The sequence below is a fragment of the Paraplanobispora siamensis genome (assembly GCF_016863175.1).
GTDB lineage: Bacteria > Actinomycetota > Actinomycetes > Streptosporangiales > Streptosporangiaceae > Planobispora > Planobispora siamensis.
Genome location: NZ_BOOJ01000105.1, coordinates 1 through 13,010, shown reverse-complemented (window position 1 = coordinate 13,010; position 13,010 = coordinate 1). Strand labels below are relative to the sequence as shown.

Below are 13,010 nucleotides of genomic sequence, written 5' to 3'. Positions count from 1 at the left end.
GCTGGGCATCGGCGAGGGTCTGCTGCAGCAGGGGGATGGCGCGGGCCAGATCGACCACCCGGTGGAGATAGAGGCCGCACCAGCTGCGCAGGGCGATCAGATCGGCGGTCAGTTCGCCCACGCCGGTGGCGTGGGCGTAGACGGTGGTGGTCTGTTCGACCAGCATGTCGATGGCGGCGTGGGCGGCCCAGGCTCCGGTATCAGCGAGGATGTGAGTGTTGAAGTGGTGCAGCAGGTCGGTGGCGCGGATCAGGATGCCGGACAGATCCTCAGGTGCCGCGGGGAGTTGAGCGCGTTCTCGTAGGACGCGGCTGGTCAGGCGGTGCATGAGAACGGTGGTGCCGTCCTCGCTGAAGCTGATCAGTGAGGTGTCGGTTAGGTCGGCCAGTAGTTGGTCCAGGTCGGTGGTGCTGGCTGGGTCGGGGTCGGGGGTGCCGTACAGGATCGCGCGGGGCACACCGGCTTCCGACAGCACCGCCAGGAGTTCAAGCAGCTCTCGCGCGCCCGGGATGGTGTGTTCGGCGTGGTCGATGGACAGCAAGATCGCCTGCGCGGTCTTGTCGGGATAGCCGCCGCCGGCCTGTGGCAGATAGTCGCTGAGAGGAAAGTCGCGCAGCAGCGTCAGGTAGGCGGGATAGCTCAGGCGACGGCGGGCGATCAACGCACCGGCTTGCCCGAGCGCCAGCGGCAGATGCCCGAGCTCCTCGGCTACTTCGTCGGCGCCCTCGGTGGTGATGGCGGTGCGCTGGTGCAGGAAGTCGACCGATTGCTGGAGGGTGAAGACGTCGACGTCGATCGGTTCGAACAGAGCGTGGAAGGCACGGTTGCGGGTGGTGATCAGGATCTGGACGGTGCCGGTGGCCGGGCACCAGGGCACCAGCGCCTCCACCTCGGTTGCGTTGTCGAAGACCAGCAGGCCCTGCTGGGCGGTGGCGGCCAGCCAGTCGCGGGCCTTGGCCGCCGCGGCAGGGGTGTCGTCATCGACGGACAGCAGGTTCAAGCGGCGGGCCAGGCCGGCCAGGCCGGTGAGGATCTGGTCGGGGGTGTGCGCGCTGATCCAGATGATCAGCGGCCAGCCGGCAGCTTGGCGATCCCAGGCGTAGGAGGCGGCCAGCACACTCTTGCCCACCCCCGGCATGCCGGTCACCGCATCGATGACCGCGGCCCCCTCCTGTCGCATCCTGGCCCGCAACGCCTCTAGCAAATCTGTCCGCGGTTGGAAAGCCCGCGGCCGCCGGGGGATGTCACCCTCCACGATCTGCCCGGTCAGCGTCTGGTCTGGCGCCCCTGCGGTCTCGGCAGGGGCATCGGCCGCAGCCGGTGAGGGGATCGATTTATCTGCTCTGGCCAGCACATAAGCATCCCGCCAGGCTTGTAACCGTTGATGCGTGCTCACCCCGCAGGCTTTCAGCACCCGACACAAGGTGTCCCAGCGGGGAAAGGTCTTCCCGTTCACCATGTCGTGCAGGGTGGCCGTCCCGATCTCGGCGGCGACGGCCAGGTCTTGGTAGGAGCGTCCGTCAGCCTGGACCATACGCTTAAGCGCCGCGCACAGATCAGCGCGGGTCCGGATCGTGGACGGGTCGACCATCAGCCCTCCCGGCACCGAGGCTCTCTGCCCTGTCCGGGTATCGCACCATGGACAAGTGCACCATCACAGCGGAGCATGGCCATTCGGTTTGATTCGGAGCTTAGAGTCCGCCATGCCTGGTCACCAGCCGTAACGCACCATTTGATCCCGCCGGATGCACCAGCCGCCGCGTCAGACCGATCGTCGTGGCATGACCACCACCACGATCCTGGCCGCCATCGGCGCGCTCACGCTGATCCTGCACACCGCCAGTCGCATTCCCGCTGCGCTGGCCGACTTCCTGCGCGCCTGTCTGCCCCTGCTGCGCGTCATCAACGACCTGCGCGCTGCCCTGTCCCGCCCGCACCCACAGACCGACAACGCGCTTCCCCCGGCCGATGACAGCCTCCCCGACAACGACTGCCCGGAGCAGTGACAGCAACCACTGCGACGACGGGGCACCAGGCAGAGCCAAGGCCCGGGCGCGGTACCGTCGCCGGGGGGAATTCCGGATTCGCCCAGATTTCAGTGACGATGATCAAGCTTGCGGCCCGTTTCCGCTGTATTCCGGTAGCACTCCTACGGGTGGGTGCGGCCTTGCCCGGCATCGAGCTCGCGAGGAGGATCGAGGGGGCGCGGTACGAACAGCATCAGGGCCAGCACGGCAAGCCGGAGGATCGGCTGCGCCCAGGGCGCGCCGCTGTCCTGCTCTGCGACGGCGGAGAGGATGACCAGGACGACGGCGGCGATGATCTCCCTGCGGGCGCTATGGCTGAGGTGCCAGGGCTGCACGATCGCCAGCGCGAGAAGTACCGGGCCGGCGGCCAACCACGGGGTGCCCACCCAGCCCCACACTCCGGGTTGCTCCAGGCCCCGTGCGGAGGTGGCGGACCGCCGAGCTGCGCACCGCCGTCGATCCGGACGCCGCCGCCGTGGAGGTGAGCGCCGCTCACGTGACGGCCGCCGAGCAGATCGAGCGGACTCGGGCGGAGACCGCCGAACAGATCCGCCAGGCGCAGGCCCAGCGAGACGACGCCCTGGACGCAGGCCCGGGAGGCGAGCCAGGCCGCCCGGATCGAGACCGAGCGAACACGCGCCCTGGTCGAGGAAGCCCGTGCGGAGATCGCTGCCGAGCGTGAGCGCGCCGCCAGCCAGGTCGAGCAGATCCGCACCGACGCTGAGCAGGCCCGTGCCGCGATCGAGCGCGCTCACGCCGAGCAGGCCGAGGCCGCCCGCGCCCAGGAACATCGAGCCGAGGCCACAGACGCCGCGCGGAGCACCCTGGAACGCGAGCTGATTGAGGTCCGAGCGGAGCTTGCCCGGCTCCGCTCGGGAGCGAAGCGGAGCCGCTCGACGACTGAGGAGGAGTGATTATGCCGATGTCGGGGTGGCCCGGATGGGCCTGGATCATGTTCGGCTGGAGTGACCGGCGGCTGAGCCGTACGGTACAGCCAGCGCCCCCGGCCTGGGAAACCTACGTCGCCACGCTGCAGGGCCAGGGTGGAACCTGGCGCACCTCGGAGTGGGTCGAAGCGGTGAGCTGGCCGGAGATCGTCGCGTGGGCCGCTGAGCAGCCCCAGCGAAGTGACGTCGACCGGGTGCAGGTCGAGCACCAGGCCCCGCAGGCGCCGGGAGTACTGACCGTGTGGATCTGGACCGATGGCCTCCAGAGCAGCCAGCAGCAGCGCCGGGGACGCTTGGAGGTCAAGCTTTTCGGCGACCCGTGATGATCACACGGCGTTGTCCGCGCGCCGGTGATCATGGGAGGGCGGACGCGGAAACACGCCCGGTGATCATGAGCGCGCCCCGCGCGTGGTGACGCAGCGTGGCCACATGCAAGGACGGCTACGACCACCGCGACCCGCACCCACCGAACCCGAGATCCTCACACCAGCACCGATCTCACCTCAGCCAGACCTCCCACCGACCATCAACCGATCACCACTCAGCCATCCCATCCACTCATCCAGCAGCCACCGATGACACTCCACAAACTAAAGGCATCACACCTACGCATTATTAATGATCTTGGTAGGATGAGCGTAGCTTGACGATCACTCATACGTGCCGCCGGCCGCCCCGAGGGGGCGACGGCGCGCCAGGTGGAAGGGAGGGTCGGGCGTGCTGAGCATCGCTCCCGGGTATGACCCTCGCTATCTGACGCGCCAGGTCGGCAAGGGCTGTGAGAACTACTATCTGTCAGCGACTATCGAGCATGGTGAGCCGCCGGGCCGGTGGTGGGGACGGGGCGCCGAGGCGCTCGGGCTGGAGCCGGGCAGCGAGATCGACGGCCCGGTGATGGAGCAGCTCTATGAGCATTTCCTTGATCCACGTGATGCGGACTTCCTGAACGACTCGGTGCCCGACCGGGAGAAGGCGCGGCTGGGTCGGCGCAAGTCGGTGTTTCAGTCCTGGGAGACGATCTATGCCAAGCGGCTGGCCGCCGAGCCGGAGGCGACGGATGAGCGGCGCGAGCAGATCCGTATCACGGCGAAGAAGGACGCCCGCCAGGCGGTCATCCATCACGACGCCACGTTTTCCCCGCAGAAGTCGATTACGGCGGTTCACGCCGGGCTGTTGGCGGCCGCGAACGAGGCAGAGCGCGTCGGTAAGAGTGCGTTGGCCGCTCAGTACCGGCAGGCCGCCGACGTGACGTGGGAGGGCGTGCGGGTCGGGGCGGAGGCGAGCCTGCGTTATCTGCAGGAGCACGCCGGTGAGGCCCGCGCCGGCTATCACGGCAAGGACACCGCCGGCCGCACGACCGGGCGCTGGGTGGAGGCCAATCAGTGGGTGGTGGCCCGTTTTGAGCAGCACACCAACCGTGATGGTGACCCCCAGCTGCATGTGCATCAGGCGATTTTGAACCGGCAGTTGTGCGCGGACGGCAAGTGGCGGGCCCTGGACGGCAAGGCGATCTACCGGGCGCGGCCGGCCGCGGCTGTGCATGGCGAGCGTGTCATGACGGAGTATCTGGCCCGCCGGTTGGGCCTGGAGTTCCGCAGCCGGCCGGATGGCAACGGCCGCGAAGTGGTGGGCGTTTCCCCGGAGCTGATCGCGGAGTTCTCCACCCGCCGCGCGGCGGTGACCCGGCACATTGAGCAGCAGGTGGAGGCGTATGTGGCCAAGTACGGCCGCCAGCCGACCGCCCGCCAGCTGTTCACCATGGGCCAGATCGCGACCAAGGACACCAAGCGCGCCAAGACCAAGAGCCCGGATGCGCCGAGCCCGGCCGAGCAACTGCGCTCGTGGGAGGAGCGGACCCGAGCACGGGAGATTCAGCAGCTCAGCCAGATCCCGGGCAAGGTGTTGGGCAGGCTGAGGCAGGGCCGCGCCGCAGCCCAAGCACAAGCGCTCGGGGACGCCGAGCTGGCGAAGGTCATTCAGGCCGCTGTTGCCGATGCCCAGCGGGAGAAGGCGGAGTTCTCCCGTTTTGAGATCACCCGGTTCATTGACCGCCATCTGCCCGACTACCTGGGCGGCTTGCACCCCGAGCGGGTGGAGGCGGTGCTGGAGGAGCTCACCGACGCCGCATTGAACCCGGCCGGGCCGGCCGGGGTGCGGCTGCTGACCGCCCCGGACGTGGTGCACATCCCCGAGGGCCTGCGCCGGGCGGACGGGCGCAGCATCTACCAGGCCCAGGCGTGCGAGCGGTATGTCACTGTGGATCAGCTCGACCGCGAAGCGGCGCTGACGGCCTCCGCGCTCGCCGGTGGAGCGCCTCGCTTGAGCGCCGAGCGGGTGGCCGAGCTGATCGGCTTGACCCACGAGCAAGCCGCGCTCGCCGCGATCGATGCCCGTACAGCCGCGCCCGAAGGGATCAAGCGGCTGTATGCCGACCAGGCCAACGCGGTGCTGGGCATCGCGACCTCCAGTCGCCGTACGGACGTGCTGTTGGGGGCGGCCGGTACCGGTAAGAGCCGGACCGTGGCCGCGCTGGCGGAGGTGTGGCGGGTGGGCACCGGCACGCCGGTGCTGGGGCTGACGACCGCGCAGAACGCCGCGGGGGTGCTGCGCGGGGAAGGTCTGGACGAGGCGAGCAATATCGCGCTGTGGCTGACGCAGATGCACAACGGGCAGGTCAGGCTGGTTGCCGGTCAGCTCATCGTGGTGGACGAGGCGAGCATGGTCACCACCGAACATTTGGAGCTGATCCAGCGCTATGCCGACCACTACGGTGCCAAGGTGGTGTGGGCCGGCGACGTTGCGCAGCTGTCGGCGCCGGAGGCCGGCGGGGCGATGCGGCACCTGGTCACCATCGGCGGTGCCGAGGAACTGCACACCGTGGTGCGCTTTCGCGCGGAGTGGGAGCGCCAGGCATCGGTCCAGCTGCGCGATGGCCTGGCCGATGCGCTGATCGAGTACGACCAGCGCGGCCGGCTGCAGGATGGCACGCGCGAGGAGATGGAAACCGCCGCCTATCAGGGCTTCCTCGCCGATTACTTGGACGGGAAGTCCTCACTGCTGCTGGCCCCGACCAACGACAAAGCCGCCGAGCTGGCCGGTCGGGTGCGGGAAGAACTGGTCGCGCTCAAGAAGGTCTCCCCGGAGGGCACGAGGTTGCATGACGGCAACACTGCCGGGCGCGGCGACCTCATCGTAACCAGGGAAAACGTCCGCGATGAGAACGGGGAGTACACCTATCTCAACCGCGACGTCATGCGTGTTGATCATGCCTCCCCGGACGGGAGAATCCTGGCTCGCTTGGTCAACGTAGACGGAACATACGGCAACATCGTCACGTTGGATCCGGAGTACGTCCGTGATCATGTTGAGCTGGCCTATGCGGGCACCGTTCATGCAGCTCAGGGCCGTAACGTGTACCGCTGTCACTCCCTGGTCGACGACAGCGGCAGCCGGGAAATGCTGTATGTCATGCTGACCCGCGGCACCGAGGGCAACTACGCCTACGTGGTGGTCGACCGGTCCCGAGAGGCCGATCTGCGGCCCGGACCGGAGCAGGCCCAGGCGCGCGCCAAGGAGCTGCTCGGTGGCCAAGCGGAGCGGACGGCCGCCGAGCGGGAGCCGCTTGAGGGCCAAGCACAGGGTGACCGGTTCACCGTGCTGTCGGGGATCTTGGAGCGGGAGAACGCGTCCAAGACCGCCATCGAGGCGATGATCGAGGAAGGGGAACGGCCCCGCAACCTTGGTCACCTCGGGTCGATGTGGATTGATCAGATCCGGTCGACCACCGCCGAGGCCTACATCACCCAGGCCGAGCAGTCCGGTGCTCTGTCGGCGAGCGAGGCCGCTCGGCTCCGCGACGATGAGGCCACGGACACGCTCGGCCGGCTGCTGCGCACGCTGGAGATGTCCGGCAAGGACGCCGGGGCGATCTTTGAGGCCGCGATCCGGGAGCGGGAGCTGGACACGGCCGACAGCCTCGCGCAAACCCTGCACTGGCGGATCACGCAGGCCGGCGCCGAACGCGGCATCGACGTCACCCGCCTGGAGGTCAGCGAGGAGCAGATCCGCGGCACCTGGCGCGAGCGCACCCCGAGCGTGGGCATCCCGGAGATCGACCGGCTGCTTGGCGAGACCGCCGCGCGGATGGAGGTCCGACAGGCCGAGCTGGGCCAGGATGCGCTGGAGCGCCCGCCGGCCTGGCTGACGCAGGCGATCGGGGAGCCGCATCCTGAGGACGTGATCAAGCGCGGGGCGTGGGCCGAGCGCGCTGGGCGGATCATGGCGTATCGAGAGCAGTACGGCTATGAGACCACGACCGAGGCGATCGGACCGGCACCGTCACGGGCCAACCCCGAGGCCCGCGCCGCGTGGTGGGCGGCGCACGACGCGATGGGCCGGCCGGACACCTCCCGGGAGATCAGCGGCGCCACCGATGGGGAGCTGTGGGTGATGCGGGCCCGCTACGAGCGCGAAGCCCGCTGGGCGCCGCCGCACGTCGGCGAGGAGCTGCGGCAGACCTCTGTTCAGGCGCGCGAGCGCGAAGCCGAAGGGATCCGGCTGCGCGCACAGGCCCGAAGCCTGCAGGCGCACAACCCGGAGAGCGCCGCCGCGCTGGAGGGCCGGGCCCGCGGGCAAGAAGCACTCGCTCACGGGCTCAAGCAGCGGGTGACGTCGCTGACCGAGGTGCACGAGGCCCGCACACTCTGGCACAAGACGACCGAGGCGGTGCGGTCGCTGGCCATGCGCGCCGATGCCGAGCTTCGCCGGCGCGAGCACATTGACGAGCGCCTGTTGCCGCCGTTGCACGTCGACCAGGCCGAGGCCCGCGAGCGCATCGAGGCTCAGCAGCGCCAGGAGGTCGAGCGGGCGAAGGCGCCGGCGGTCGCGGAGGGTCAGCTGACGCTGAACCTGGGCCCGAAGATCGAACGCGCCGCCGCATGGGCCGAGCCCGAGAAGGACGAGCAGCAGCGCCAAGACATCGAACGCGAGCAAGAGATCGAACGCGAGCAAGAGATCGAACGCGAACGGCAGCGCCAAGACGTCGAGCGCAAGCAGGTGCCCGGACAGCAGGCGCTGGAACTGTTCGGCGTGCGGTCGGTGGAGCGGGAGGCCGATCCAGCGCTGGCCGAGGCACTGGAGACAGCGCGCGCCGCACGGGCGATCACCGAGGCGCGCGAGGCCGAGCGCGGCGAGCGCGAACCCGAGCACCAGAGGAGCGAGCGCTCCCGCCAGGTGGACGCGCAGTCCATCGAGCGTGAGCGGCAGCGAGCCGCCATGGAGCGGAACGCGCTGGAGGACCGTGAGCATGGGCGCGCCGACCGTGAGCGGGAACAGCAGTATCGGACGCCGAGCTACGACGAGGGCCCCGAGTTGGGCCGGGGGCGCTGATCGGTGATGGCCAGATGTCGGCGGCGGAGCTTACCGTGATGATTATGAGCAGCCCGGCGGCAGACGGCCCTCCCGAGATGTCACGCGCCGAGATCGAAGCGATCTTCCCGGACTTCTTCGACGAGCGGCCGTTGAGCAGCCAGGAGAAAGAAGAGCTGCGGGCGCTCTTGAATGCTCCGGGAGGCCCCCGGGGGCATCTGACGATCCGGCAGCGGCGGGCACGTCCAAGCTTAGGGATTATTCGATCCCCGCAGGCAGTCTCCGCGGTGGTGCAGGACTTCGAGCGAACTCGCGGCTCCAGTTACGACGCTGAAACGTACGCCAGGGGCGTGCTGACCGGCGTGTGGTGGGCCATCGGCAAATCCGAGACCCGGGCCGGGCCGATCAGCGGCGATCCCGCCGAGCAGTGGCCGCCGGACCTGGGCGATGTCTACCACGAGACACGGGTGGCGCTGGATCTGGCCGAGGGACGTATCCGGCCGGAGATGCGCCCGCCCCGGCGTTACGTCGAGGGGGTCGAGGACGCCCTGTGTTGGCTGTTTGCACTGAACGACTACCGCCCCGTCCCCATTCAGGCGTGAGTGGCTGTCGCTGATCCCTCGGGCGCGCTGCAACGAGTGGTAGGTGGCGATGCCACCGTTCTTGCCGATCGGATCACATTGGCCGATGCGAGATCCCGCCCAATCGAGGTGATCGGACGGGATCTCGCCAACACGCTTCAGGCCGTTGCGGGAACAGCCCCCGGATGAGGAAGGACCTTCAAGCCGCTCCGAACCAAGAGCTCGGAACTATAGCGAGGGCTATGGCAGAGACGTGGCAGCATGTGCTGTTTCAAGCAGCTTGGTCGACTACATAGAAGCAGCTCATAAAGTGAGCAGAGCCTGGAACGGTAGTCGCTTATCCGATGGTGGCGCAGGCATAGCCCGGTGTAACGGTGCCGGTCGTCTTGATCCAGGCAGAGCACACCCGGGTACCGGAAGAGTAGTTCTTGTTGGGATCCATGGAGACGTGTCCCCCAGACCGGCCGGGAGGGACGTTCACGGTCGACCCGTGGGCTTCCTCTCCGTTGCTGAAGCGGAGACGGACGTGCCCCGCGTGGGCGTATGAACCGCTTCTGTTGATTACGTATCCTTCGACGTAGTCGACATAGTTCCCGGTCCCGCATACCTTCAGGCGGATCTCCATGTTGATGCCGCCGCCGGTATTCGTGGAGAACTCCTTGCAGGCCAGCAGCCGAGATGCGGAACCGGAAGCCGAGGCTGAGGCGGGAGCGGCAGCCGCGATGGTAGCGAGTGATAGAGCGGCTCCGACAAGCACCGGAGCGACGAACTTCTTGCGCATGGCGTTCCTTCCGTTGGCTATCCTCTATGGCCGTATGCGCCCCTGCCCGGTAGCTCACCTGGCGCAGGTGTCAGGGGAAGAGTCGGAGCTGTTTCGACTGGCGCGGACGAACGATGCGGGTAGTGGCTGGGGATCCATCGGAAAACTCGGAATCCGGCAAGCAGCACCCTGATGTCCACAGCACAACCCTGGTGAGCGCAGCATCCGCAATAGTCGGCTTTCAGCCCTTGACATCACCTCACAGCGATGATCTCCCTTCTGTATCTGCTGTGGTTCTCTCGTGATGAAGTCTGTGACTGCGCCTTAGCAGCTGTACGATCCTGGGGCTCTTCGACGATGTCGGCGTCGGCTGTATTTGTGCTTAACGAATCCTTGAGCCGACCGGATCTTGCTGGTTAGCTGATGTCCGGAGATGCGGGGGTGGCGGATCCGGAACCGGGGGTGAACGCCATGACGCAGTTTCGGCTGCTGGGCCCGATCGAGCTGGAGACAGCTACGCACCTGGTGGAACTGGGTACCCGCAAACAACAGACGGTTCTGGCGGCGCTGCTCATGGACGCGGGCGTTCCCGTGCCCATCGAGAAGCTCATTGACCGCGTGTGGGGAGAAGCCGCGCCGGCGACGGCGCGCAGTGCGGTGCACAGTTACATCACCCGGCTGCGCCGAGCCCTCAGCCAGGCCAACATCGTCGATGGTGACACCTTGGCCGTACAGTACCGGCCGGCCGGATACGTCCTGTGTGCACACCGTGATCAAGTGGACTTGCACCGGTTTCGGCGACTTCTCGACCAAGCGAGATCCACGCGGGGTGACGATCTGCGCAAAGCATGGTTGCTGCGTGACGCGTTGAGCCTGTGGCGTGGCCAACCGCTAACGGGCCTGAGCGGTGAGTGGGTGGAATCGGTTCGCCGGGAAGTGGCACAGCAGCGCTTGGGAGCCGTCTTGGACCTGGCGCCGATCGAGATGAAGACCGGTGGCGGCAACGCCATGATCGAACAGCTGCAGGTGTTACTCGACGAGCACCGGCTGGTCGAACCGTTGATCGCCGCCCTGGTTCGTGCACTGGCCGACGCGGGGCGCAATGCTGAGGCGCTGGAGTGCTACGCCGAGGCACGCCAGCGCCTCGCTACGGAACTGGGCATCGATCCCTCACCCGAACTACAACAGGCATATCAGAGCGCCCTGCGTGCGGATACAGACAGGCAGCGGCCGGCCCCTGCGCCGCCCAAGGCGGTGAAAACCGACCTTGTGGCGCCTGCACAGTTACCTTCGGACATCCGCGGCTTCACCGGACGTCACACCGAACTTGCCCGCCTGGATGCAATTGCCACCCAGGCGTCCGACCAATCCACCGCGGTTGTCATCACGGCGCTGTCGGGTACGGCGGGCGTGGGCAAGACGGCGCTGGCGGTGCACTGGGCGCACCGGGTCGTCGGCCGCTTCCCCGACGGCCAGCTGTACGTCAACCTGCGCGGGTTCGCTCCGCAAGGATCGGCGATGAGCCCGGATGAGGCGCTCGGCGGGTTCCTGCACGCCCTGGCCGTGCCCGCCGCGCGCCTGCCGGTCGACCTCGACGCCCGGACCGCGCTGTATCGCAGCCTGCTGGCCGGGCGGCGGGTGCTGGTGATACTGGACAACGCCCGCGACGCCGAACAGATCCGGCCGCTGCTGCCCGGGGCACCCGGCTGCCTGGCGCTCATCACCAGCCGCAACCGGCTCACCGGGCTCGTCGCCGCCGAAGGCGCCCTGCCGCTGTCGCTGGACGTGCCGAGCCCCCAAGAGGCACGGCAGTTGCTGACTCGCCGCCTGGGCGGCGAACGCGTCACCGCCGAACCCGGAGCGGTCGATGAGATTATCACCCGGTGCGCGCGGCTGCCCCTGGCGCTGGCGATCGTGGCCGCCCGCGCCGCCGAGCATCCGGCCTTCCCGCTGGCCACCTTCGCCGGCGAACTGCGCGAGGAGCGCAGCCGGCTGGACGCCCTGAGCGCGGGCGATGACACCACCGCCGTGCGCGCGGTCCTGTCGTGGTCCTATCGCACGCTCACTCCCGCTGCCGCACGCCTGTTTCGCCTGCTCGGGCAGGTCACCGGCCCTGACATCTCGATGGCGGCCGCAGCCAGCCTGGCCGGGCTGGCCGTACCGGCGGTGCGAGGTCTGCTCGCCGAGCTGAGTGCGGCGAGCCTGGTCACCGAGTACCGGCCGGGCCGCTTCGTCTGCCACGACCTGCTGCGTGCCTACAGCGCCGAACTCACTCGACGCGATGACGACCTCACGCGAGAGGCGGCCGTACGACGGCTGTTTGATCACTACCTGCACACCGCCCACGCCGCGGCCGTCCTGCTCAATCCGCACCGCAACCATGTCGAGGTGGCCGCCGCCGCACCACAGGTGACGCTGGGCGAGGTGCCCGACCGCGACCGGGCGATGTGCTGGTTCACCGCCGAGCACCACAACCTGCTGGCGGCCGTACAGCGGGCCGGTGACACAGGGTGCGACGTGCACGCCTGGAAACTGGCGTGGAACATGGCCGAGTTCCTGCAATGGCGGGGGCACTGGAGTGACCGGGCGAGCGTACAGCTGGCGGCGCTGGCGGCGACCCGGCGCCTGGGTGATCGGCCGGGCCAGGTCAAGGTGCTGCGCGGACTGGGCACCACTTATGCCCAGCTGGGCCGCTTCGATGAGGCGTTGACCTATCTGCGGGAGGCGCTGGAGCTGGTCGCCGAACGTGACGACGACAGCCGCGCCAACATCCACATGGGCCTGGCCCTGGCGCTGGAGACGAAGGGCGACTACCGGGCGGCGCTGGAGCACGGTTTCCAGGCCCTGTCCTTCTTCCAGGCGGCGCAGTACACCACCGGGCAGGCCAACGCCCTCAACATGATCGGCTGGTGCCATTCCCGGCTCGGTGACCACGCCGACGCGCTGGCGGTCGGCGAGCGATCCCTGGCCCTGCAGCGGCGGATCGGCTCGGCCTACGGCCAGGCGTGCACCCTGGACAGCATCGGTTACGCCCATCACCATCTCGGCCGTCTGGACCGGGCGGCCGACTGCTACCGGCAGGCGCTGGCCCTGTTCCGGGAACTGGGCGAGCGTTCGATGCAGGCCGCCATCCTGACCCACCTCGGTGAGACGCACGCCGCTGCGGGCGATCACGACGAGGCCCGAGACTGCTGGCGCTCAGCACTGACGATCATGGAGCAACTCGACAGCGCAGATGCCGTGGCGCTCAAAGAACGCATCGAGCAGCTCGGCACCAAAACCGGCATATAGCGATTTCAAGGCGCCCACTGACCACCGAAAACACCTT

Annotated in this window: 8 protein-coding genes; 5 read left to right on the top strand and 3 right to left on the bottom strand. The window is 68.3% G+C overall.

Going from position 1 to position 13,010, the window contains the following annotated elements; all coding sequences use genetic code 11:
- The coding region (locus Psi01_RS42190; RefSeq protein WP_239128440.1) for a helix-turn-helix domain-containing protein at nt 1-1,591 on the bottom strand (1,591 nt) is incomplete at its 3' end.
- 190 nt (nt 1,592-1,781) lie between these two features.
- Between Psi01_RS42190 and Psi01_RS42185 the strand changes: the two genes are divergently transcribed.
- The gene (locus tag Psi01_RS42185) at nt 1,782-2,006 is read left to right on the top strand and encodes a hypothetical protein (protein WP_204069828.1); all 225 of its coding nucleotides are present in this window, start codon (nt 1,782-1,784) and stop codon (nt 2,004-2,006) included.
- Nucleotides 2,007-2,149: 143 nt separating this feature from the next.
- On the opposite strand, the gene Psi01_RS42180 is transcribed toward Psi01_RS42185, so the two are convergent.
- Nucleotides 2,150-2,413: a hypothetical protein gene (locus tag Psi01_RS42180; protein ID WP_204069827.1), complete on the bottom strand. Its 264-nt coding sequence runs from the start codon at nt 2,411-2,413 to the stop codon at nt 2,150-2,152.
- A 530-nt stretch (nt 2,414-2,943) separates the two neighbouring features.
- Between Psi01_RS42180 and Psi01_RS42175 the strand changes: the two genes are divergently transcribed.
- The 3 genes from Psi01_RS42175 to Psi01_RS42165 all read left to right on the top strand — a co-directional run bounded on the left by Psi01_RS42175 (nt 2,944) and on the right by Psi01_RS42165 (nt 8,943).
- A complete protein-coding gene (locus Psi01_RS42175; RefSeq protein WP_204069826.1) occupies nt 2,944-3,297 on the top strand; it encodes a hypothetical protein in 354 nt (117 codons plus the stop codon).
- Between the two features lie 394 nt (nt 3,298-3,691).
- Nucleotides 3,692-8,362 (top strand): MobF family relaxase, encoded by a 4,671-nt coding sequence (gene mobF, locus Psi01_RS42170; protein WP_204069825.1) that lies wholly within the window; start codon nt 3,692-3,694, stop codon nt 8,360-8,362.
- Between the two features lie 14 nt (nt 8,363-8,376).
- Nucleotides 8,377-8,943 carry a hypothetical protein gene (locus Psi01_RS42165; RefSeq protein ID WP_204069824.1) on the top strand — a complete coding sequence of 189 codons (567 nt, stop codon included), beginning with the start codon at nt 8,377-8,379 and terminating at the stop codon, nt 8,941-8,943.
- Between the two features lie 316 nt (nt 8,944-9,259).
- Here the strand turns inward: Psi01_RS42165 and Psi01_RS42160 are convergent, their stop codons facing one another.
- On the bottom strand, nt 9,260-9,703 hold the full coding sequence (locus Psi01_RS42160) for a hypothetical protein (protein WP_204069823.1): 444 nt from the start codon (nt 9,701-9,703) through the stop codon (nt 9,260-9,262).
- Nucleotides 9,704-10,153: 450 nt separating this feature from the next.
- On the opposite strand from Psi01_RS42160, the gene Psi01_RS42155 reads away from it, so the two are divergent.
- Complete coding sequence (locus Psi01_RS42155) at nt 10,154-12,973, top strand: AfsR/SARP family transcriptional regulator (protein ID WP_204069822.1); 2,820 nt, start codon at nt 10,154-10,156, stop codon at nt 12,971-12,973.
- Nucleotides 12,974-13,010 lie beyond the last annotated feature (37 nt).

Excerpts from the sequence above, each read along its gene's own strand:
- Psi01_RS42160 (WP_204069823.1), bottom strand. The coding sequence starts at position 9,703 with ATGCGCAAGAAGTTCGTCGCTCCGGTGCTTGTCGGAGCCGCTCTATCA.
- Psi01_RS42165 (WP_204069824.1), top strand. The coding sequence starts at position 8,377 with ATGTCGGCGGCGGAGCTTACCGTGATGATTATGAGCAGCCCGGCGGCA.
- Psi01_RS42185 (WP_204069828.1), top strand. The coding sequence starts at position 1,782 with ATGACCACCACCACGATCCTGGCCGCCATCGGCGCGCTCACGCTGATC.
- Psi01_RS42155 (WP_204069822.1), top strand. The coding sequence starts at position 10,154 with ATGACGCAGTTTCGGCTGCTGGGCCCGATCGAGCTGGAGACAGCTACG.
- Psi01_RS42175 (WP_204069826.1), top strand. The coding sequence starts at position 2,944 with ATGCCGATGTCGGGGTGGCCCGGATGGGCCTGGATCATGTTCGGCTGG.